Origin of the sequence: Clostridium bornimense, assembly GCF_018917145.1 — a bacterium.
Taxonomy (GTDB): domain Bacteria; phylum Bacillota; class Clostridia; order Clostridiales; family Clostridiaceae; genus Clostridium_AN; species Clostridium_AN bornimense_A.
Genome location: NZ_JAHLOD010000014.1, coordinates 14,017 through 36,946, shown reverse-complemented (window position 1 = coordinate 36,946; position 22,930 = coordinate 14,017). Strand labels below are relative to the sequence as shown.

18 protein-coding genes are annotated in these 22,930 nt (G+C 30.5%); 16 read left to right on the top strand and 2 right to left on the bottom strand.

Annotated elements, in window-relative coordinates:
• Positions 1-84: 84 nt before the first annotated feature.
• The 12 genes from KQI30_RS17505 (at position 85) to KQI30_RS06755 (ending at position 15,725) form a co-directional block, all read left to right on the top strand.
• Positions 85-2,238: a YhgE/Pip domain-containing protein gene (locus tag KQI30_RS17505; RefSeq protein ID WP_216462530.1), complete on the top strand. Its 2,154-nt coding sequence runs from the start codon at positions 85-87 to the stop codon at positions 2,236-2,238.
• A 178-nt stretch (positions 2,239-2,416) separates the two neighbouring features.
• Entirely contained in the window at positions 2,417-3,493 is a 1,077-nt protein-coding gene (locus KQI30_RS06805; protein WP_216462529.1) for a BMP family lipoprotein, read from the top strand.
• 159 nt (positions 3,494-3,652) lie between these two features.
• On the top strand, positions 3,653-4,732 hold the full coding sequence (locus tag KQI30_RS06800; protein WP_216462528.1) for a BMP family lipoprotein: 1,080 nt from the start codon (positions 3,653-3,655) through the stop codon (positions 4,730-4,732).
• Positions 4,733-4,829: 97 nt separating this feature from the next.
• Entirely contained in the window at positions 4,830-6,359 is a 1,530-nt protein-coding gene (locus KQI30_RS06795; protein WP_216462527.1) for an ABC transporter ATP-binding protein, read from the top strand.
• Entirely contained in the window at positions 6,352-7,407 is a 1,056-nt protein-coding gene (locus tag KQI30_RS06790) for an ABC transporter permease (RefSeq protein ID WP_216462526.1), read from the top strand. The genes KQI30_RS06795 and KQI30_RS06790 overlap by 8 nt, the downstream gene beginning before the upstream one ends.
• Positions 7,407-8,327 carry an ABC transporter permease gene (locus KQI30_RS06785; RefSeq protein ID WP_216462525.1) on the top strand — a complete coding sequence of 307 codons (921 nt, stop codon included), beginning with the start codon at positions 7,407-7,409 and terminating at the stop codon, positions 8,325-8,327. The genes KQI30_RS06790 and KQI30_RS06785 overlap by 1 nt, the downstream gene beginning before the upstream one ends.
• A gap of 426 nt (positions 8,328-8,753) precedes the next feature.
• Positions 8,754-9,788: a sugar-binding transcriptional regulator gene (locus tag KQI30_RS06780; RefSeq protein WP_216462524.1), complete on the top strand. Its 1,035-nt coding sequence runs from the start codon at positions 8,754-8,756 to the stop codon at positions 9,786-9,788.
• An 84-nt stretch (positions 9,789-9,872) separates the two neighbouring features.
• The gene (gene gap / locus KQI30_RS06775; protein ID WP_216462523.1) at positions 9,873-10,871 is read left to right on the top strand and encodes a type I glyceraldehyde-3-phosphate dehydrogenase; all 999 of its coding nucleotides are present in this window, start codon (positions 9,873-9,875) and stop codon (positions 10,869-10,871) included.
• Positions 10,872-11,017: 146 nt separating this feature from the next.
• Positions 11,018-12,217, top strand: coding sequence for a phosphoglycerate kinase (locus KQI30_RS06770; protein WP_216462585.1), 1,200 nt, complete (start codon positions 11,018-11,020; stop codon positions 12,215-12,217).
• Positions 12,218-12,288: 71 nt separating this feature from the next.
• Entirely contained in the window at positions 12,289-13,041 is a 753-nt protein-coding gene (gene tpiA, locus KQI30_RS06765; RefSeq protein ID WP_216462522.1) for a triose-phosphate isomerase, read from the top strand.
• 184 nt (positions 13,042-13,225) lie between these two features.
• The gene (gene gpmI, locus KQI30_RS06760) at positions 13,226-14,746 is read left to right on the top strand and encodes a 2,3-bisphosphoglycerate-independent phosphoglycerate mutase (protein ID WP_216462521.1); all 1,521 of its coding nucleotides are present in this window, start codon (positions 13,226-13,228) and stop codon (positions 14,744-14,746) included.
• Positions 14,747-15,134: 388 nt separating this feature from the next.
• On the top strand, positions 15,135-15,725 hold the full coding sequence (locus tag KQI30_RS06755; protein WP_216462520.1) for a protein kinase: 591 nt from the start codon (positions 15,135-15,137) through the stop codon (positions 15,723-15,725).
• A 90-nt stretch (positions 15,726-15,815) separates the two neighbouring features.
• Here the strand turns inward: KQI30_RS06755 and KQI30_RS06750 are convergent, their stop codons facing one another.
• Positions 15,816-16,460 carry a hypothetical protein gene (locus KQI30_RS06750; protein WP_216462519.1) on the bottom strand — a complete coding sequence of 215 codons (645 nt, stop codon included), beginning with the start codon at positions 16,458-16,460 and terminating at the stop codon, positions 15,816-15,818.
• Between the two features lie 220 nt (positions 16,461-16,680).
• On the opposite strand from KQI30_RS06750, the gene eno reads away from it, so the two are divergent.
• Positions 16,681-17,976, top strand: a complete 1,296-nt coding sequence (eno, locus tag KQI30_RS06745; protein WP_216462518.1) for a phosphopyruvate hydratase — start codon at positions 16,681-16,683, stop codon at positions 17,974-17,976.
• Between the two features lie 73 nt (positions 17,977-18,049).
• Positions 18,050-19,159, top strand: a complete 1,110-nt coding sequence (locus KQI30_RS06740) for an MGDG synthase family glycosyltransferase (protein WP_216462517.1) — start codon at positions 18,050-18,052, stop codon at positions 19,157-19,159.
• Between the two features lie 47 nt (positions 19,160-19,206).
• Here the strand turns inward: KQI30_RS06740 and KQI30_RS06735 are convergent, their stop codons facing one another.
• The gene (locus tag KQI30_RS06735) at positions 19,207-20,094 is read right to left on the bottom strand and encodes a DUF368 domain-containing protein (RefSeq protein ID WP_216462516.1); all 888 of its coding nucleotides are present in this window, start codon (positions 20,092-20,094) and stop codon (positions 19,207-19,209) included.
• A 229-nt stretch (positions 20,095-20,323) separates the two neighbouring features.
• On the opposite strand from KQI30_RS06735, the gene secG reads away from it, so the two are divergent.
• Positions 20,324-20,551 carry a preprotein translocase subunit SecG gene (gene secG / locus KQI30_RS06730; RefSeq protein WP_294342721.1) on the top strand — a complete coding sequence of 76 codons (228 nt, stop codon included), beginning with the start codon at positions 20,324-20,326 and terminating at the stop codon, positions 20,549-20,551.
• A 103-nt stretch (positions 20,552-20,654) separates the two neighbouring features.
• Positions 20,655-22,790 (top strand): ribonuclease R, encoded by a 2,136-nt coding sequence (gene rnr / locus KQI30_RS06725; protein WP_216462514.1) that lies wholly within the window; start codon positions 20,655-20,657, stop codon positions 22,788-22,790.
• The last annotated feature ends 140 nt before the right edge of the window (positions 22,791-22,930 follow it).

The following is a 22,930-nucleotide window of genomic DNA, read 5'->3' as shown; positions in this document are numbered from 1 at the left end:
AATTTTAAGAGCACTTAAGTTATTAAGTGCTCTTTTTATGTTAATAATAAGATAAAAGGAATTTACGAAAGAAGAGGATTTAATGTGCAAAAGATTTTAAAGATTTATAAGGACGATGTAAAAAATATAGTTACTCATTATGGAGCATTAGTTGTAATTATTGCTCTTTGCATAATACCATCGCTATATGCTTGGTTTAATATTAAAGCTAGTTGGGATCCATATGATCCTGCGGCAACTTCTAAGATTAAGATAGGGGTAGTTAACGAAGATAAAGGTACTATTTTTAATGATAAAGATTTAAATGTAGGAGATAAAGTTGTAGATGAATTAAAAAATAACTCGGCAATGGGATGGCAATTTGTAACAGAGGAGAAAGCAAAGGAACAAATTGAAAAGGGGAAGTATTATGCATATATATTAATACCAAGTGATTTTTCAGAAAATATAACATCTATATTAAGTAATGATATAAAAGAGGGAGAGATTATTTATACAGTAAATGAGAAAATCAATGCTATAGCACCTAAACTTACAGATAAAGGTGCTACGGGAGTACAAGAAAATGTTAATAAAACAGTGGTAGAAACAGTGAGTAAAGTTATCTTTTCTATAGCTAATGAAGTTGGTGTTGAAATAGAAAATCAACTTCCTAAAATAGAGAATATACTTTCAAAATTAAAGGAATTTCAAAGTAAGTTTTCTGATATTAATGAAACAATTGATATGGGAGACGAAGGTGCAAAAAGAGTAAAAGATATAGTTAAAGAAGTTCAAGAAGGAATTCCTAATATAGAAAATATATTGACAGAAAGCAAAGACTTAAATAAAAAGATAAATGATTTTTTAGATTCTAGTAAAAATGGTATAAACAATGTGTCACCAACTGTAAAAAATGATCTAAGTATCATAAGTGGTTTAGCAAGTAGTATAAATACATCAGCAACAGAACTTAAAGATGCTATATTAAATGGCCATGAGAAAGCACCAGAAATGATAGATAGTATTAATGAAAAGATTAATGATACTATTAATCTTATAAATCCACTTATAAAGGTTCTAGAATCATTAAATAGAATAAGTCCAGGAAAACCATTAACACCGCTTATACAAGCGTTGCAAGGTGTTCAAGGTAAGTTAGGTGATATGATAAAAAATTTAGAAGTGATTAAAACAAATATATCAAATGGAGAAAAACCAAATGTAGATATTATGAACAAAGTTATTACATTATCTAATGATGTTAAAGGTATAATAGATAATCTATATGGAAATTTTGATTCAGAAATATTACCGAAAATAAATGATATTTTTGGTGGAGGAATAGAAATTAGTAATAATATATCAGGTGTATTGGATGAAGCAAATGAAAAGATACCAGATTTAGAAAAAATGTTGGATATAGCTTATTCTTTGGCCGAAAAAGGTTCTGATGGTATAGCATATGCAAAGACAATGTTACCTAAAATTGAGGGAGCTATTAATGAGATTGTAACTAAAGTAGAAGAAGCTAATGAGAATGAGGTATTAAAAGAAATTATAGATATACTGAAGAGCGATGCAAAAAGTAGAAGTAATTTTTTAACTAATCCAGTAACAATAAAAGAAAATAAGTTGTTTCCTATGAAAAATTATGGATCAGCTATGTCACCTTTTTATACAGTTTTATCATTATGGGTAGGAATGCTTCTTTTAGTATCTATTCTAACTACAGAAGCTCATGGAGAATATAATTCAATAGAAGTATATTTTGGTAAATATCTTTTGTTTTTGACTATATCAGTAATACAAGGACTAATAGTTTGTTTAGGAGATTTATTTATACTTAGAGTATATTGTGTAGGACCTATAAGTTTTATTTTAGCTTGTGCTTTTATAAGCAGTGTATTTTCTATAATAGTATATACATTATCTTCTGTAGCAGGTAATGTAGGAAAAGTTATAGGTATAATTTTATTGGTATTACAAATAGCAGGATCAGGAGGAACATTCCCGGTGCAACTAACACCCCATTTCTTTCAAGCAATTAATCCATATTTACCATTTACCTATGCTATTTCTCTTGTGAGAGAAACTGTTGGAGGAATTGTGAGATCTGTTTTGATTACTGATATCTTGGTTCTTATTATTTTTGTAGTTATATCAATAATATTAGGTGTAGTTTTAAAGAAACCTATTAATAAGATGTCAGAGAATTTTGTTGAAAGTTTTAAAGAAAGTGGAGTAGGGGAACATTAAATACTTGCAAAGAAAATATCTGAATAACTTTATAAATAAAAGAAAAAATAAAATTATAAATATAGAACATTTAATGGAAAATTAATACTTGCTTTTTAATTGATGTTCAAATAATATATTCTTAGCGAATTTTAAATGCGACTAAAAACTACAAAAAACTACAAAGGAGAAACGGAAGATGAAAAGCAGAAAGATAATAGCAATGATTACAGCTTGTGTAATTTCAATGGGAATTTTCACAGGATGCGGAAGTGAGAAGAAAAGTGCAGATAACAAAGATTTAATATCAACAGATGTTAGTATTGGATTATCAACAGACGAAGGTGGTCTTGGAGATAAGTCATTTAATGATGCAGCAAATAGTGGTCTTGAAAAGATAAAAAAAGAGTACAATGTGAAAACACAAGTATTACAATCACCAACAAGTACTTCTTATGAACAAAATATAAAAGAATTATCAGATGTTAATGATTTAACTTTTGCAATAGGGTTTAAAATGGAAGATGCTATGAGCAGAATTTCAACGGCTAAACCTGATAAGAAATTCGCTATAGTAGATACTGTTATTGATAATGATAATGTAACTTCTATATTATTTAAAGAAAATGAAGGTGCTTTCTTAATGGGAGTTATTGCAGGAAGCATGACGAAAACTAATAAAGTAGGATTTGTCGGTGGTGTTGATAATAATCCAGTTATAGAAAGATTTGAAGCAGGATACATAGCAGGTGTAAAAGCAGTTAATCCTAAAGCAGCTGAAGGATTAATAGGTGAAAATGGTTCAAAGCATGGTAAATATGTTAGATATGCAGGAACTTTTGGAGATCCAACAAAGGGTACAGAGTTTGCTAACCAATTATATGGTGAAGGTGTAGATATAATATTCCATGCAGCAGCAAGTACAGGGATTGGTGTAATTAACAAAGCATCAGAATTAAGAGAACAAGGTAAAAATGTTTGGGTTATTGGTGTAGACCAAGATCAAGCTGTTACAATGCCACAAGCAAAGGATGCTATTCTTTCATCATGTGTTAAGAGAGTTGATGTAGCGATATATAATGTTTCAAAGAACTTTATTGAAGGTAATTTTGAAGGTGGAACTACTATTGAATACGGATTAGCTGAAGATGGTATTGGTATTGCTGATACAAAGGATAATCTAAATCAAGAAACTTTAGATCTTGTAGAAAAATATAAAAAGGAAATAATCGAAGGTTCAATTAAAGCACCAACTACATTAGCAGAAATTAAATAGGGTTGTATTTTAAACTAAATGAATTAAATTAAATTTAAAAAAATAATAGCAATTTTATTAAATAGAATTAAAAAAATATAATTAAATCTTGATTTTTGTCGAATGTTGAAATAAGATGGTATTAACTGTTTAAAGAAAATGATGAATGGAGGACTTACTATGCAAAAGAAAAGAATAGTTGCATTAATTACTGCTAGTATACTTTCTATTAGTATGTTAGCTGGTTGTGGAAGCAAAAAAAGCGATGAAGAATCAAATGCTAACTTAAAATCTACTAACCTAAGAATTGGATTAGCGCCAGATCAAGGTGGTATTGGTGATAAGTCATTTAACGATTCTGCTAATAAGGGATTAGAAGACATAAAAAAAGAGTATAATTTGAAAACTCAAGTTTTACAATCAGCAACAAGTAGTGCATACGAACAAAACTTAAAGGAATTAGCCGATTCAAATGATTTAACATTTGCAGTAGGATTTACTATGGAAGATGCTCTTAAAAAGATTTCAACTGCTAAACCAGATAAGAATTTTGCTATAATAGATGCAGTTATTAATAATGATAATGTAGTTTCAATTTTATTTAAGGAAAATGAAGGTGCATTTTTAATGGGAGTTATTGCAGGATCCATGACTAAGACTAATAAAGTAGGATTTATAGGTGGAGTTGATAATAGCGAAGTTATGGAAAGATTTGAATCAGGATACATAGCTGGAGTTAAAGCTGTTAATCCAAAAGCGGCAGAAGGATTAATTGCTGAATCTGGTTCAAAGCATGGTAAGTATTCAAGATTTGTAGGAAGTTTTGGAGATCCATCAAAAGGAAGCGAATTTGCTAATCAACTATATAATGAAGGTGTAGATGTAATTTTTCACGCAGCAGGTGGTACTGGTGTAGGTATTATTAACAAAGCAGCAGAATTAAGAGAACAAGGTAAAGATGTATGGGTTATCGGGGTAGATGATGACCAAGCAGTTACAATGCCACATGCAAAAAATGCAATTCTTTCTTCATGTATAAAAAGAGCAGATATAGCAACAGCAGATATTGCCAGAAAGTTCTTAGAAGGAAGTTTTGATGGTGGAAGTACAGTTGTATATGGAATAGCTGAAAATGCAATAGGAATAGCAGATACTAAAGATAACTTGCCTGATGATGTGATTAAAAAGATAGATGACTATAAACAACAAATAAATGATGGAGCTATTACAGTACCATCAACATTAGGAGAAATTAAATAAGTCTCTCTACATAAAAGAGTAGATTTTATTTAAGTATAGTTGAGCTAGATGTCTTATTTCACATCTAGCTCTTTTAGAGATAATAAGGAGGAAATTCATGAATACAGTTGTTGAAATGCGTGGAATAACTAAGAAATTTCCAGGTACAGTGGCAAATGATAATGTAAATTTTGATTTAAAAAAAGGTGAGGTCCACGTTTTATTAGGAGAAAATGGTGCAGGAAAAACAACTTTAATGAATGTACTTTATGGATTGTATGAACCAGAAGAGGGAGAAATCTTTATCAATGGTAAGAAGGCAAAAATAAAAACACCTTCAGATGCCATTAATTTAGGTATAGGTATGGTCCATCAACATTTTATGCTTGTTAATAATTTTACTGTTACTCAAAATATAATTTTAGGAGCAGAACCTAAAAAGGGACTATCAATTAATGAAGAACAAGCTAGTAAAAAAGTTGAAGAACTAGCAATAAAGTATGGATTTAATGTTAAACCAAATGACTTAATAGAGGATATTAGTGTTGGACAACAACAAAAAGTTGAAATTTTAAAAGCATTGTATAGAGATGCTGATATTTTAATTTTGGATGAACCGACAGCGGTATTGACGCCACAAGAAATTGAAGAATTAGGTTCAATTTTTAAAAATCTTACTGCACAAGGTAAATCAATCATATTAATAACTCACAAATTAAAAGAAATTATGAATATGAGTGATAGAGTTACTGTAGTAAGAAGAGGTAAATGTATTGATGTAGTAAATACAAAAGATACAAATATTGACGAACTAGCTGAAATGATGGTTGGAAGAAAAGTTAACTTAAAAGTAGATAAGAAAGAAGCAAAACAAGGTGATGTTTTTGTTAAAATAAAGGATCTTAAAGTATTAGATCACAGAAAAATAGAAGTGATTAAAAATATAGATTTAGAGATTAAAAAAGGTGAGATTCTTGGAATTGCTGGTGTTGATGGTAATGGTCAAAGCGAGTTACTAGAAGTGTTAAGTGGACTTAGAAAATCATCATCAGGACAAATATGGATTGGTGATAAAGAAATAACTAGTTTATCAGCATCAGAAATTAGTGCTTTAAATATAGGGCATGTTCCTGAAGACAGACATAAAAGAGGGTTAGTTTTAAAGTTTTCTCTAGTAGAGAATTCTATTTTAGGAAGACAAAAAGAAAAGGTATTTAGAAAAGGTCTATTATTAGATTATAAGAAAATAAGAGAGCATTGTAAAAAGCTTATAAAAGAATTCGACGTTAGAACACCAAGTGAAGATGTGTTTGCTGGTAAGCTATCAGGTGGGAACCAACAAAAATTAATTGTTGCTAGAGAAATATCAAAAAATCCTGATTTTATAATAGTAGCGCAACCTACAAGAGGTTTAGATGTAGGAGCAATAGAATATATTCATAGAAGATTAGTAGAAGAAAGAGATAAGGGAAGAGCTGTACTTTTAGTTTCTTCAGAGTTAGATGAAATAATGAATCTTTCTGATAGAATTGCTGTTATGTATGATGGTAAGGTTATGGATGTTTTAGATGCAAAAGATGCTACAGAGATGGAGTTAGGTATTCTTATGGCAGGCGGAAGCTTAAACAAGGAGGAGAAAAATGTTTAAGAAGATAATAAGATCAATATTAGTTCCAGTGCTGGCTATAATTTTAGCTATACTTATTGCTGCAGGTTTCGTAGTAGCATCAACTGGATATGGATATTTTGATTCACTAGGTACTTTGATGGAGACAATATATCAAGGAAGTTTTGGAAGTATTAATAAAATATCAGATACAATGACGTTCTTTACTATATATGTTTTAACTGGTCTTGCAAATGCAGTAGCATTTAGAACTGGATTATTTAATATAGGTGTTGAAGGACAATTTATAATGGGTGGATTAGCGGCAGCTATAGTAGGATTAATACCTGGATTACCAATGATAATACATGTTCCTTTAATGATTATTGCTGGTATTATTGCAGGGGCATTGTGTGCAGCTATTCCTGGTTATTTAAAAGCTAAAAGAGGAACAAACGAAGTAGTTAATACTATAATGCTTAACTATATAGTGCTTTGGTTTAGTAATTATGTTATTAAATATTTTATTAACGATGGAACTAATCCATATTCTAAAGAAATCCAAAGTAGTGCAATGCTTTATAGATTTTTCGATGGGGGAAATAATGCGAATATAGGTATTTTCTTCTCATTAATAGCAGTAGTTGTAGTATCAGTAATGATTTCAAGAACTAGAAGTGGATATGAATTAAGAGCTGTTGGGTTATCTCCATATGCAGCAGAATACGGTGGTATTTCAATAAAGAAAAATATAGTTTTAGCTATGGTAATATCAGGTGCCCTAGCAGGTCTTGCAGGAGCTGGATATACTGGTGGAGTTAATTATAAGGTGTTTTACTTAACAACTATGTATGGATTTGGTACTGATGGTATAACAGTATCACTTATAGGTAAAAATAATCCAATTGGTGTTGTATTTTCAGCCCTTTTAATTGCATCACTAAATGCTTCTCAAAGTACTCTTCAAGGTGCAGGAATACCAAAACAAATAGTATTTATAATTCAAGCTATAATTATAATATTTGTTGCGGCAGATTATGTATTTAATAAGTACTTATTAAATAGAAAAAAGAGTGAGGTGGCAGCATAATGGCAGATACAATTATTAACTTCATTGCAACAACATTGAGATTATCAACACCTCTTATCTTTGCATCATTAGGTGGATTAATATCTGAAAGAGCAGGGGTTGTAAATATAGCATTAGAAGGATTGATGACTTTAAGTGCCTTCTTCTCAATTACTATGACATTATTAACAGGTAGTTTAACAATAGGAATAATTTCAGGAATAATTGCAGCAGTTTTAGGATCTTTATTACATGCGTTCTTAAGTATTAACTTAAAATCAAATCAAGTTATTTCTGGTGTAGCAATTAATATGTTTTCTACAGCTTTAACAGGATTCTTATTATTCCAAATATTCCATACAAATGGTCAAACAAATGGAATAGCATCAATGCCATATCCAAGAGAGTTCTTCTATAAGATACCGCTTATAGGAAAGCTACTTGGCCAATTAAACTGGTTTATATTCTTAGCTATTATAATGACAATAGTTGCAACATATGTACTATTTAAGACTCCGTTTGGATTAAGATTAAGAGCTGTTGGAGAATATCCAAAATCAGCGGATACAGTAGGAGTTAATGTAACAAAAATGAAATATATAGCTCTTATTCTTGCTGGTGTTTTAGCAGGTCTTGGAGGAATATATTTAGCTATGGATGCTAGATTATTCAGAGAAGGGATGATAGCAGGTAAAGGGTATATTGCCCTAGCAGCTGTAATTTTTGGTAACTGGAAACCAAAAGGTTCATTCTTTGCATGTATAGTATTTGGTGCCGCAGAAGCTTTATCAATTTTAGCACAGGCTTTTGGTTGGAATATACCTTTAGAATTCTATTATGCACTTCCATATTTATTAACAATGTTAGCTTTAGCTGGATTTGTAGGAAAAACAACAGCACCAGCTGCTTTAGGAGAAGTGTACGAAAAAGGACAAAGATAGTGTATCCTTAATATAAGTAAGAGGCGTTTGTTATGACAAATGAAAATTTGTAGGCAAAGGCCTCTTTTTTATTTCTTATTGAGCCTAATTTTTTTCGTAGGGGTAAATACTCAATTTTAATTTTGTTTAATATGTTATATTTAATATAAATTTAAAATGTATAACTTGATATAAGTTTTGTAATGATTTTATATGAAATATAATGAACTCCACTGTGCTTTGTTGGCTTACAATTGTACATTGCTTAAGGAACCTTATCTATAGTTATACCATGGATGGTAGCGGTTGTTCCTTGATAACGTTGGGTTGATAAATAATAATAAAAAAAAATAAAAAAATCCTTTTATTATTAAGTGAAATGTTTTATAATATATGTGGGACAGAAATTAGAGTATGGGACAAAAAAAGACCAATGGGGTGTTGCTTTTGTATGAACTAATTAAACTACAGCAAAAAATAGTTCCAGAAGTTATGTCTGAAATGGTAAAAAGATATAACATTTTAAGAGCTATTTATGATAATGAGCCAGTAGGAAGAAGATTAATTGCCAATGTTCTTCAATTAGGTGAAAGAGTCATAAGAACAGAGGTAGATTTTTTAAAAAAAGCAAACCTTATAGAGGTTAATGTTTCTGGTATGACTGTCACCGATGAAGGAAAAGAAATTATACACAAATTAAAAGAGATAGTTCATGAATTACAAGGACTATCCGAAGTAGAAGACCAATTACGTAAAGCATTAGGTATAAGAAATGCTATTATAGTATGCGGAGATATGGAAGAAGATGTCAGTTTAATAAATGAAATAGGCAGAACTTCAGCAAACTACTTGAAAAGTGTTGTGAAAAGTGGTAATGTTGTAGCTGTGACAGGTGGATCAACAGTGAAAGCCTGTATAGACAATGTTCCAAAGATTAGCAACTTAAAAGATATTTTAGTTTTACCAGCTAGAGGTGGTATGGGGAAGGATGTCGCAAGACAAGCAAATACCTTAGCTGCAACTTTAGCAGGACGATTAAACGGAAAACATAAGTTGCTTCATGTTCCGGATAATTTTAGTGATGAGAAAATTCTAAGAGAAATCAAAAATGAAAGATCAATAAAAGAAGTTTTAGAAAAACTAAAAAGTTGTGATGTTTTGATTTTTGGAATTGGACGAGCTGATGTAATGGGACGTAGAAGAGGACTTTGTGAAAAGTCATTAAATAGTATACTTGAACAAGGTGCTGTAGGAGAAGCTTTTGGCCATTACTTCAATAAAGATGGAGAAGTAATATTTTCTACGCCTACTATAGGGTTTAATACCGAAGATATTTGGAAAATAAGTACCCTTATAGCAGTGGCAGGAAAGAAAAGCAAAGCGGAAGCTATAATTTCTACATTGATTAACAAGAAAAATTCTGTTTTAATAACAGATGAAGGTACAGCAAAAGAAATTTTGAATATTCTTAATGAAGAATAAGTATACTAAGTTTGATGTTAAAAATTATATAGCAAAGCTATGTAATTTACATAAATTATATAAGATTTTTTAGGAGGTATTCCAATGGTAAAGGTAGCAATTAACGGATTCGGAAGAATCGGTAGATTAGCATTAAGATTAATGATTGAAAATCCAGAATTTGATGTAGTGGCAATTAATGACTTAACTGACGCTAAGACATTAGCTCACTTATTCAAATATGATTCATCTCAAGGAAGATTCAATGGTGAAATAGAAGTTAAAGAAGGTGCTTTCGTTGTTAACGGACATGAAATCAAAGTTACAGCTGAAAGAAACCCAGCAGACTTACCATGGAAAGAATTAGGAGTAGACGTAGTACTAGAATGTACTGGTTTCTTCACTTCACAAGAAAAAGCAGGATTACACTTAGAAGCAGGTGCTAAGAAAGTTGTTATTTCAGCTCCAGCTACTGGTGACTTAAAGACTGTTGTATTCAACACTAACAATGATATCTTAGATGGTACTGAAACAGTTATTTCAGGTGCTTCATGTACTACTAACTGCTTAGCTCCAATGGCTAAAGTATTAAACGATAAGTTCGGAATCGAAAAAGGATTCATGACTACTATCCACGCTTACACTAACGACCAAAACACTTTAGACGGCCCTCACGCTAAAGGTGATTTAAGAAGAGCTAGAGCTGCTGCAGCTTCTATCGTTCCTAACTCAACTGGTGCTGCTAAAGCAATCGGATTAGTTATCCCTGAATTAAAAGGTAAGTTAGATGGAGGAGCTCAAAGAGTTCCAGTTATCACTGGTTCATTAACTGAATTAGTATGTAACTTAGAAAAGAAAGTAACTGTTGAAGAAATCAACGCTGCTATGAAAGCTGCTACAAACGAATCTTTCGGATACACTGAAGAACCATTAGTTTCTTCTGACATCATAGGAATCACTTACGGTTCATTATTTGATGCTACTCAAACTAAGGTTATGGAAGTTAACGGACAACAATTAGTTAAAGTTGCAGCTTGGTACGACAATGAAATGTCATACACTAACCAATTAATCAGAACATTAAAGTATTTCGTTACTAGATAGTATTTAAATACTTTAGTATAAGTTTATAAGGTCTGGTTTTGTAGTTACGGCTATAAGCCAGGCCTTTTTTAAAAAATTTAGAATCTGTTAGGCTATTTTTAGTCTTATTTGAAATAAAAATATTTTGAAGAGGTGCTTTTATTATGATGAAGTTCAATAAAAAGAGCGTTGAAGATATCAAAGATCAAGTTGCTGGTAAAAGAGTATTAGTAAGATGCGACTTCAATGTACCATTAAAAGATGGTGTTATCACTGATGAAAATAGATTAGTTGGAGCTATGCCAACTATAAAAACTTTAATAGAAAACGGAGCTAAAGTAATTCTTTGCTCACACCTTGGAAAAGCTAAAGGACCAGATGCTACTAAATCTTTAGCACCAGTTGCTAAAAGATTATCAGAAATGCTTGGAAAAGAAGTTGTTTTCGCTGCTGATGATGTAGTAGTTGGAGAAAATGCTAAAAAAGCTGTTGCTGAAATGAAAGACGGAGATGTTGTTTTATTAGAAAACACAAGATTCAGACCAGAAGAAGGAAAATGTGAAGATTCATTCTCAAAAGAATTAGCTTCTTTAGCTGATATCTATGTTAACGATGCTTTCGGTACTGCTCACAGAGCTCACTGCTCAACTGTAGGAGTAACTAAATTCGTAGACACTGCTGTTTGTGGATACTTAATTCAAAAAGAATTAAAATTCTTAGGTGAAGCTGTAGAAAACCCAGTTAGACCTTTTGTTGCTATCTTAGGTGGAGCTAAAGTTTCAGATAAGATTGCTGTTATCAACAATCTTTTAGATAAAGTTGATACAATCATCATCGGTGGTGGTATGGCTTATACTTTCTTAAAAGCTCAAGGTTACACAATCGGTTCTTCATTATGTGAAGAAGACAGAATGGATTATGCTTTAGACATGGTTAAGAAAGCAGAAGAAAAAGGAGTTAAATTCTTATTACCAGTAGATCACGTTTGTGGTAAAGAATTCAACGAAAATACTGAAGTATTAACTACTGAAGATCAAAACATTCCAGAAGGATGGATGGGATTAGATATCGGACCTAAGTCTGGTAAATTATTTGCTGATGCAGTTAAAAATGCTAAGACTGTTATCTGGAATGGACCAATGGGAGTTTCTGAATGGAAGAACTTCGCAGGTGGTACTATAGCTGTTGCAGAATCAATGGCACAAAGTGATGCTACTACTATAATCGGTGGTGGAGACTCAGCTGCTGCTGTTAACAACTTAGGATTCGGAGACAAGATGAGCCACATTTCAACTGGTGGTGGAGCATCATTAGAATTCTTAGAAGGTAAAGAATTACCAGGAATCGTTGCATTAAACGATAAATAGTAATTAAATTTTTTTAAGGAGGAGTTTTCCTCCTTGAAAATAAAATAAAAGATTTTAAGGAAGTGTTTTTAATGAGAAAGCCAATAATCGCTGGAAACTGGAAAATGCACATGACTGTAGATGAAACAGTTAAATATATAAATGAATTCAAGCCATTAGTAGAAGGAGCAAATTGTGATGTAGTACTTTGTGTACCATTTACATCATTAGATGCTGCTGTTAAAGCTGCTAAAGGAAGCAATGTTAAAATCGGTGCTGAAAACATGCACTTTGAAGAAAAAGGTGCTTTCACTGGAGAAATAGCTCCAACAATGTTAACTGCTCTTGGAGTAGAATATGTTGTTATTGGACACAGCGAAAGAAGACAATACTTCAATGAAACTGATGAAGCTTGTAACAAAAAAGTTAAAAAAGCTTTAGAACACAACTTAGTACCAATCCTTTGCTGTGGTGAATCTTTAGAACAAAGAGAATCAGGTGTTACTGATGAAGTAAACAGCAAGCAAGTTAAAGCTGCTTTTGAAGGTGTTTCAGCTGAAGATGCAGTTAAAGTTGTAGTTGCTTACGAACCAATCTGGGCTATCGGAACTGGTAAAACAGCTACTGATGATCAAGCAAACGAAACAATCATGGCTATAAGAGCTACTTTAGCTGATGTATATGGAAAAGAAGTTGCTGATAAAATCAGAATCCAATACGGTGGATCAGTTAAGCCTGCTACAATCAAAGCACAAATGGCTAAGAGTGATATCGATGGTGCATTAGTTGGTGGAGCTTCATTAGTTCCTGCTGATTTTTCACAAATCGTTAACTTTGATAAATAGTATTTTTAGTTAGCAATAAAAGTTAGTAGTTGCCACTTTGGCTAACTGCTAACTAAAGCTAACAACTTATTAGTAAATAAAAATGGATAATTAAACCTTAATTATCGATTCTTATTTATTAAAAGAAATGAGAGTACTAGATAGTTTCATTTCTAAAAATTATTATTTTTAGGGAGGCATAATTATGGCAAAGAAACCTACTTTACTTGCTATTTTAGATGGATTTGGATTGACTAATCATGTGGAAGGAAATGCTGTAGCAGCAGCTAATACTCCAAATATTGATAAATACGTAGAAATGTACCCACATACAAAGATAGGGGCATCAGGGATGGCAGTTGGTCTTCCAGATGGACAAATGGGGAACTCAGAAGTTGGACATTTAAATATAGGTGCAGGAAGAATAGTATATCAATCATTAACAAAGATTACAAAATCAATTAATGATGGTGATTTCTTCACAAATCCTGCTTTAGTTAAAGCAGTTAATAATGTAAAAAATAATGGTGGAGCATTACACTTAATGGGACTTTTATCACCAGGTGGTGTTCACTCTCATATTGATCACCTTAAGGGATTAATAGATCTTGCAAAGAAAAACGACATAAAAGAAGTATATGTTCATGGTTTCCTAGATGGTAGAGACGTTGCTCCAGCATCTGCTTTAGAATATATTGCAGAAATAGAAAATTACATGAATGAAGTAGGTGTTGGTAAGATAGCTACTTTATCAGGAAGATACTATGCAATGGATAGAGATAACAGATGGGAAAGAGTTGAATTAGCATACAATGCTATGGTTCTAGGAGAAGGAGAAACAGCTGAAACTGCTGTATCTGCAGTAGAAAAATCTTACCATGATAACAAGACTGATGAATTCGTATTACCAACAGTAATAGATAAAAATGGAACTATTAAGAATGGTGATTCTGTTATATTCTTCAACTTTAGACCAGATAGAGCAAGAGAAATAACTAGAGCTATCAATGACAAAGAATTTAATGGATTTAAGAGAAATACTTTAAACTTAGTATTTGTAACAATGACAGAATATGATTCAACTTTAGAAGGTGTAGAAGTTGCTTTTGGACCAGAAGTATTAAAAAATACATTAGGAGAATTCTTAGCTAACAAAGGATTACATCAATTAAGAATTGCAGAAACTGAAAAGTATGCACACGTTACATTCTTCTTTAATGGTGGAGTTGAAGAACCAAACGTTAATGAAGATAGACAAATTGTTGCTTCTCCAAAGGTTGCTACTTATGATCTTAAACCAGAAATGAGTGCTTATGAATTAACAGAAACTTTAATTGGTAAAATTAATGAAGATAAGTATGATGTTATAATTCTTAACTATGCTAACCCTGATATGGTTGGTCACACAGGAGTATTTGAAGCAGCTAAAAAGGCTGTTGAAGCAGTTGATGAATGTTTAGGTAAAGTTGTAGATGCAGTACTTGCAAAAGACGGTAGAGTGTTTGTTACAGCTGACCACGGTAATGCTGAACAAATGATTGATTACTCAACTGGTAAAGCAATGACAGCTCATACTACAGGACCAGTACCATTTATATATATTGCTAAAGATGCTAAACCATTAAGAGAAGGTGGAAAGTTAGCTGATATAGCTCCAACAATGATAGAAGCAATGGGACTTGAAAAACCAGAAGAAATGACTGGAGAAAGTTTAATAGCTAAATAGATAATTGATGAATAAAGCTAAAAAAAGCTGCTACACGAAGAGTGTAGCAGCTTTTTACACTTTATGAGTTCACAAGTATGAGGTCGCAAGGCACAGATATGGATGAAATTCCTGCGGGATTTCTGAAGTTTTGAGTGTTAAGTTGAATGTTATAAGTCATACTAGGTATCTTGCTTAGATTATAGTTGATGTAAAAGTCGTTACAGAAAGCTCATGAAAGTTGAAGTTTCATGAAGCCTAGGTTACTAGTTATAACATAACTTCTGTATATATAGTGAATATGAAAATACTTTTACTTATACTTGGAGTAATACTATAATTTATTAAGTATGTAACAGAAATTATAAAGAAATAATATAATATATTAAAAATATAATGGGATGGTATTATGAAGGGTGGATTTTGCTATTGTCCAGATTTTGATGATGAAATGGAAGAAATGTTTAAGGAGGCAGAGTTCCTTGGAGAAGGCAATAATGGCATAGTTTATGAAATTCCAGGTAATAAGGTACTTAAAATTTTTAAAGAAAATAAAGTTTGTGAAGATGAAAAATCGATTTTACTTAAAACACAGAAATCAAAAAATTTTCCTAAAGTATATAAGTGTGGTAAGTACTATATTCTTAGGGAAAAGATAGAGGGTATAAGATTAGATGATTATATAGAAAGACATGGAATGACTTTTCAATTAGCTAAAACTTTATATAGATTGTTTAAGGAATTTAGAAAACTTAAGTTTACTAAACAAGATATACGATGTAAGGATTTATATTTAATAAATGACACTCATATAAGAGTAATAGATCCAAAGAAATCTTATACAAGAAAAGTTGATTATCCGAGACATCTTATGAAAGGATTGAGGAGAAAAGGTGTCTTAGATGAATTTTTAGGCTATATAGAAGTTATAGATAGAAAAAGAAGTAGAGAGTGGAGAAAAAAGATTAATATATACTTTGAAGAAATAGATGGTAAATAATTATGGTGAAAATATAAAAAAAAGAGGTATCATATTAGCAAATGAAAATATGCTAGTGATACCTCTTTTTTATCAAAGAAAAACTATATTCTAAGAATTTTTTGATATAAATTTAGATATTCTATTAACATAATGCTTAGGACCTATTGCATTAGATTTAAGTTTAAATGTTCTTTTTCCAACTATAAGTTTAAAATTTGCAGGGTTATTAGAAACCACTTCGATTTTGAAATCTGATGTAGTAGTTGAATGTTTTTTAGAGAAGCTATTTGATAAAGTAACCTCTCCTTTTGTCAAATCAAAAAGAAATAATGTTTTTAGAAAATATGTAGTATAAACTATAAAGGCAACAAATACACCCAAAGCTAAAATTATTGGTATAATTGGTGACATTTTATTAAATAAAAGTAATGGTATAACAGCAATTACTGGAGCAAAATTTAGTATTGCTGGAGTTGGATTGGAAAATATAAGATGATTATTGCCTGGGGTATTATTAACGGAATCAATAAATTCATCTAGAGCAGGCTTGTACTTGTCTTTTATATCACCAATAAAGTATTCAAATATATTTCCATTATAATATATTGTTAATTTTGAAGAGTTACTAATATACATGCATTGTATATTTTTAATCTCGAAAATATTAAATTTCTTTAATCCTCTAACTTTAAACTTAGTATCATTTATCTCTATTATAGGTATGTTTTTTCTTGAAAAAAGTTCTTTATTCATAATATCCTCCAAAAAGTTTTCTATAATAAAATATTAACATAAATTCATTTAATATGTAAACGACTTTAGTAGGCTAAAACTACGTTAATATATTAATAAATGATTAATATTAATAATAATATAAATAATATTATTAGTTATTGGGAATATTAATAATTGTTAATAGCAAGTCAATAAAATTAATATTTAATATTTTATTGTAATAAAGGGAGGAAAGATAATGAAACAGTACATAGAAATTGTAGATGTATATGCAAGACAAATTTTAGATTCAAGAAGTTTTCCAACTGTAGAAGTAGAAGTTATGTTGGAAGATGGATTTGTTGGAACAGCTGCAGTACCTTCAGGAGCTTCTACTGGAATATTCGAGGCAGTAGAACTTAGAGATGACGATGCCTCTAAGTATAATGGAAAAGGGGTACTTAAAGCAGTTGATAATGTAAATAATATAATTGCTGAAGAACTTATTGGAATGAATGCGTTAGATCAAGTATTGATAGATGAAACTTTAATAGGACTTGATGGAACTGAGAACAAAGGTAAATTAGGAGCTAATGCTACCCTTGGGGTATCTCTAGCAGTTGCAAAAGCTGCAGCAAATGCTTTAGGATTGTCATTATATCAATATATTGGTGGGGTAAATGCAAAAGTATTACCAGTTCCTATGATGAATATAATAAATGGTGGTAAACATGCTGATAATAACGTAGATTTACAAGAATTTATGATTATGCCAGTGGGAGCACCAAATTTTAGTGAAGCATTAAGAATGTCTTCAGAAGTATATCATATGTTAAAAAAGACTTTAAAGGCAAAAGGATATGATACAGGAGTTGGAGATGAAGGTGGATTTGCACCAAATCTTAATAGTAATGAAGAAGCAATAGTAGTTATTGTTGAAGCAATAGAAAAAGCAGGATATAAACCAGGTAGTGATTTCTATATAGCTCTTGATCCTGCATCTTCTGAAATTTACGAAGATGGAAAGTATAATTTGGCTGGGGAAGGTAGAGTATTGTCTCCAGAAGAAATGGCTGATTATTATGCACAATTAGTAGAGAAGTATCCTATTATTTCAATAGAAGATGGAATGGCGGAAGAAGATTGGGATGGATGGAAGATACTAACTGATAAGATTGGTAACAAAATTCAATTAGTTGGTGATGATCTATTTGTTACAAATGAAAAGAGATTAGCTATGGGTATTGAAAAGAAAGTAGCTAATTCTATCTTAATAAAGTTAAATCAAATAGGTACATTAACAGAAACTTTAAATGCAATAGAAAAAGCTAATAGAGCAGGATATACAGCTGTAGTTTCACATAGAAGTGGTGAAACCGAAGATACAACAATAGCAGATTTAGTTGTAGCATTAAATGCAGGTCAAATAAAAACTGGTGCTCCAGCTAGAAGTGAAAGAGTTGCTAAATACAATCAATTATTAAGAATTGAAGATGAACTTGGAGAAGTTGCAGAATATAGAGGAATAAAAGCATTTTTCAATTTAAATAAATAAGAAATATCCCCAATCTACTTTTAAAAATAGGTTGGGGATATTTAGGTACTATAGATAAAGGGGAAGTACAAATATGAGAGTTATTATACTATCTGCTTCTATAGGTGGTGGACATATGAGTGCATCAAATGCATTAAAGTCATATATTTTAGGTAATTCTGAAGAAATAGAAGTTGAGGTAATAGATACTTTAAAGTATATTAATCCGTTACTTAATGGAATTATTGTTAATGGATATATGTTTTTAATAAAGAAAATATCATGGTTTTATGAAAAGCTATATTATATTACTGATAAAGAAAATGCAGTTTCTTTATTTCTTGAGATGATTGAAAAGCTCTTTAGTAATAAACTTTTAAGATTACTTAAAAGTAAAGAAATAGACTTAATTATAACAACACATCCTTTTGCAGAAGGGATGGTTTCAGTGTTAAAGGAAAGAGATAAAATAAAAGCGAAACATATATGTATAATGACAGATTATTCACCACATAATTCATGGATAAATAGTAATGTAGATCATTATATTGTATCTAATGAAAAAATGAAAATTGATATGATTTCAAGGGGAATTGAAGATAAAAAAGTTCATGTATATGGAATTCCTATAGATAATAAGTTTTTAAAAAAAGTAGATAAGAAAAATATATTAAATTCCGAAGGGTTAGATCTAGATATTACAACTATTTTATTAATGGGAGGAAGTTTTGGAGTAAAAAATATAGTTGATATATATAGAGAAATTTCAACTATAGATTTAGAGTTTCAAGTTATTGTAATAGTTGGAAATAATAGAAGTGTATACAAAATTATGCAGAAAGAGATAACAGATAGTAAAAAGAAAACTAAGCTTATAGGATTTACTAATGAAGTAGAAAAGTATATGAAGATATCAGATGTACTTATAACAAAACCAGGGGGATTAACGGTGACAGAGGCTTTAGTTTCTAATATACCAATGATTATATTTGACGCGATACCTGGTCAAGAAGAGGGAAATGCAAGATTCTTAATAGAAAATGATGTGGCTGTGAGTATTGGAAAAGGTATAAGTTGCAGCAAAATCATTGAAAAATTATTAAAGAATAAAAAGAGAATTTCAGCAATGAAAGAGAAGTGTAAAAATATTAGTAAACCATATGTTAATAAAAGCATTTTAAAGTTAATACATAATGAAACATAAAAAAAGAAACTGAGATACAAGAGATTCTGTGCCTCAGTTTCTTTGTTTTATCTTTTTTCAAAAAATACTTTTAATTGTTGTAATGCGAATATAACAGCACCACCGATTATAAAGTATATTATACTAAAAGTTTTAAATGTCATTGGATCTTTTGGTGTTTCTAGAGTTGTAGGACCCATAAAAACAGCATATAGAGAACCAATCATAAGACCTAAAATTAAATAAATAACTTGAGATCTATAGTTTTCTAATAGATATTTCAATAAACGTATAACAGAAACAATACCGAAAATCACTCCAAAACCAAAGATAAATAGTATTGGTAGATATGATAAGTTAAGTTTAAGAGTTTCTTTTATAGCATTTACGATTGGTACATAAAGACCAAATATAAGTAAAAGAGTTGAACCTGATATTCCAGGTAAAACCATTGCAGAAATTGCAATCATACCTACAAAGAACACATAAAGTCCAAGTCCAATAGAAATACTATCAAGAGATAAATTAAAGCCGTTTCCTCCAGCAGGGTTAAAATATGTAATTGCAGCAACTATTACTATACCAATAATAGTGAAAATTATATTTGTATATTTTCCTTTGATAGATTCTTTTTCTTCTTTTATAACTATAGGAATAGCTAAGACTATAAATCCTATAAATACTGAACTTATTTTATATATCTCTTTTTCAAAAATTGATGATAATATTATCATAGATAATAAGAATCCTGTGACCCACCCAATACCAAGTTTTAAAAGAAAGATTATAGAAGTTTTCTTTTCTTCTTTAGAACTTTTTCTTGATACTAATGCATTAAGCGAGTTTATAAAATTATCATAAAATCCTAATAAAAATGCTATAGTACCACCAGATACTCCTGGAACACTATCAGCTAGCGCCATGAAAAACCCACGAATAAAATTGATTATAAACATATAAGCACTCCTTCAAAGTTTAATGGAATACGTTTATCATTCCATTTATAATATTCTTAAGAATTATATACTATTTTGAATATTATAACAATACATTAATATATATTGATAATAAAGTTTATCGAAAAATTGTTAAAATTATCAACTTAAATACTAGATTAAATGGACTATACTATAAACTTATGATAAAATATATTTGTTATAGTATGTACGAAAGGAGTTGTGTTTAGTGAAGTGGGTTTTAATATCAGCTTTAGTTATATTATCTATAGTTATGATAGTACTTGTACTTATGCAACCAGGTAAAACAGATGGATTAAAATCATTAACAGGTGGTCAAGATACATTCTTTACAAAACATAAAACTAAGACAAAAGAATTAATGTTGGAAAGAGCAACATTAGTTGTAGCATTATTACTTGGAATCGTTATTTTAATGATGCAAGGTCCACAATAATTGTATAAGTTACTGATGAAGAAGCTATCTTTAGTAATGGATGGCTTCTTATTTTGTATATGAAGTTAGTTATTTACCAATAATATTTATGGAGGTGATTAATTTGAATATAAGAGAGATATTATTAGGGTTTATGAATGAAAAAGCTTATAAACCTATGAGTATAAAAGAATTATCTAAGATATTTAATATTAATAAAAAAGAGTCAAAGGATTTTGAAAAAGTTTTGTTAACCATGGAGAAAGATGGACAAATCGTAAGAAACAGAGCAGGATATTATGGTGTACCAGAGAGAATGGGACTAATAGTAGGAAAATTACAAGGTCATGCTAGAGGTTTTGGATTTGTTATTCCTGAGGCAGAAGGAATGGTTGATATTTTTATCCCAGGTTCAGCAATGAATGGAGCTGTACATGGAGATAAAGTTTTAGCTAAGATTGTGACAAGTGAAAAAGAAGGCAAAAAGTGTGAAGGAGAGATTTCAAGAATACTTGAAAGGGCTCAAAAAGAAGTGATTGGTATATATGAAGATTCAAGAAATTTTGGTTTTGTAATTCCTGAAGATAAAAGAATTAGTAAAGATATATTTATACCGAAATCGAAAAGAAACGGAGCAAAATCTGGGGAAGTTGTTATTGTTGAGGTTACTGAATGGCCAGAATCAAGAAGAAATCCAGAAGGAAAAATCATTTCAGTTCTTGGAAACAAGGGTGATAAGGGAATTGATATATTAACAATCATAAAGAAATTTAAGTTACCAGAAAAGTTTCCAAGAGAAGTTGAAGATTTTGTTAATAAGTATGATGATGTTATTGATGAAAGAGAAGCAGATAGAAGAGTAGACCTTAGAGATATAAAGATGGTAACAATTGATGGAGAAGATGCAAAAGATTTAGATGATGCTGTATCTATTAGCAAACTTGAAAATGGTAACTACTATTTAGGAGTACATATAGCAGATGTATCACATTACGTTAAAGAACGTTCTCCATTAGATGAAGAGGCGCTATCAAGAGCAACATCAGTATATTTAATTGATAGAGTTATTCCTATGTTACCGAAAAAATTATCAAATGGATTGTGTTCACTAAATCCAAAGGTAGATAGATTGGCACTTAGTTGCTTTATGGAGATAGACAAGAAGGGAAAAGTGTTAAATCATAAGATCGAAGAATCTGTTATAAGAACAAATGAAAGAATGACATATACTGATGTTACAAAAATACTAAGAGATAAGGATGAAGAACTTATAGAAAAGTATAAAGACTTATACGAAGATTTTCTTCTTATGGGTGAATTATATGAAATCCTTAATAAAAAGAGATTAGCACGTGGTGCCATAGATTTTGATTTTGAGGAATGTAAGATAATATTAGATAATAAAGGTAAACCAGTAGATATAATACCATATGAAAGAGCTATTGCAAATAGAATAATTGAAGAATTTATGTTAGTTTGTAATGAAACAGTAGCTGAACATATGTATTGGGCAAATACTCCTTTTGTATATAGAGTTCATGAAGATCCAGATACAGAAAAATTAGAACATTTTAATGAGTTTATTTATAATTTAGGATATACAATGAAGAAAACACAAGATGTGCATCCTAAAAATCTTCAAGATATAGTAAATAAGGTAAGAGGAAAGAAAGAAGAGACTGTAGTAAACACATTATTATTAAGAAGTATGAAACAAGCAAGATATTCTCCAGAATGTATTGGACATTTTGGACTTGCAGCAAAATATTATTGTCATTTTACTTCACCTATAAGAAGATATCCAGATTTAATAATACATAGAATAATTAAGAAACATTTAAAAGGAAAGTTAGATGAAAAGACTACAAGAAGATTTATAGGAGCAGTAGATTATGCTTCAATACAATCATCTGAAAGAGAAAGGGTAGCACAAGAAGCAGAAAGGGAAGTAGATGACTTAAAGAAAGCAGAGTATATGTCAAAGAGAATAGGCGAAGTATATTCTGGTATTATCTCATCAGTTACTAACTTTGGGATGTTTGTAGAATTGCCTAATACAGTAGAAGGCTTAGTACACATAAGTGAATTAGAAGATGATTTTTATCATTATGATGATAGACATATGGCCTTAATTGGAGAAAGAACAAAAAATGTATACAAATTAGGTGATGAAGTAAAAGTAATAGTAGATAGAGTTGATATTGATGCTCATGAAATTTATTTTAAACTTTATAGTGAAGAAGAAGAAACTGAAGAATAGAGAATCAGTGCACAGTGCACAATTCCCATGAGGATATTTACTACGGTCCTTAGGACGGCTAATTAGGATTAGATTGAACAATAAAAATTTATATTTTCATTAACTGTGCACTGAAAAAGGTATGGTGATTAAGACAGTTC

Coding starts and splice junctions, on each gene's coding strand:
- KQI30_RS06750 (WP_216462519.1), bottom strand. CDS start 16,460: ATGAATAAAGAACTTTTTTCAAGAAAAAACATACCTATAATAGAGATA.
- KQI30_RS06785 (WP_216462525.1), top strand. CDS start 7,407: ATGGCAGATACAATTATTAACTTCATTGCAACAACATTGAGATTATCA.
- KQI30_RS06770 (WP_216462585.1), top strand. CDS start 11,018: ATGAAGTTCAATAAAAAGAGCGTTGAAGATATCAAAGATCAAGTTGCT.
- KQI30_RS06790 (WP_216462526.1), top strand. CDS start 6,352: ATGTTTAAGAAGATAATAAGATCAATATTAGTTCCAGTGCTGGCTATA.
- KQI30_RS06805 (WP_216462529.1), top strand. CDS start 2,417: ATGAAAAGCAGAAAGATAATAGCAATGATTACAGCTTGTGTAATTTCA.
- KQI30_RS06735 (WP_216462516.1), bottom strand. CDS start 20,094: ATGTTTATAATCAATTTTATTCGTGGGTTTTTCATGGCGCTAGCTGAT.
- KQI30_RS06755 (WP_216462520.1), top strand. CDS start 15,135: ATGAAGGGTGGATTTTGCTATTGTCCAGATTTTGATGATGAAATGGAA.
- KQI30_RS06800 (WP_216462528.1), top strand. CDS start 3,653: ATGCAAAAGAAAAGAATAGTTGCATTAATTACTGCTAGTATACTTTCT.
- gap (WP_216462523.1), top strand. CDS start 9,873: ATGGTAAAGGTAGCAATTAACGGATTCGGAAGAATCGGTAGATTAGCA.
- gpmI (WP_216462521.1), top strand. CDS start 13,226: ATGGCAAAGAAACCTACTTTACTTGCTATTTTAGATGGATTTGGATTG.
- tpiA (WP_216462522.1), top strand. CDS start 12,289: ATGAGAAAGCCAATAATCGCTGGAAACTGGAAAATGCACATGACTGTA.
- KQI30_RS06740 (WP_216462517.1), top strand. CDS start 18,050: ATGAGAGTTATTATACTATCTGCTTCTATAGGTGGTGGACATATGAGT.
- KQI30_RS06795 (WP_216462527.1), top strand. CDS start 4,830: ATGAATACAGTTGTTGAAATGCGTGGAATAACTAAGAAATTTCCAGGT.
- eno (WP_216462518.1), top strand. CDS start 16,681: ATGAAACAGTACATAGAAATTGTAGATGTATATGCAAGACAAATTTTA.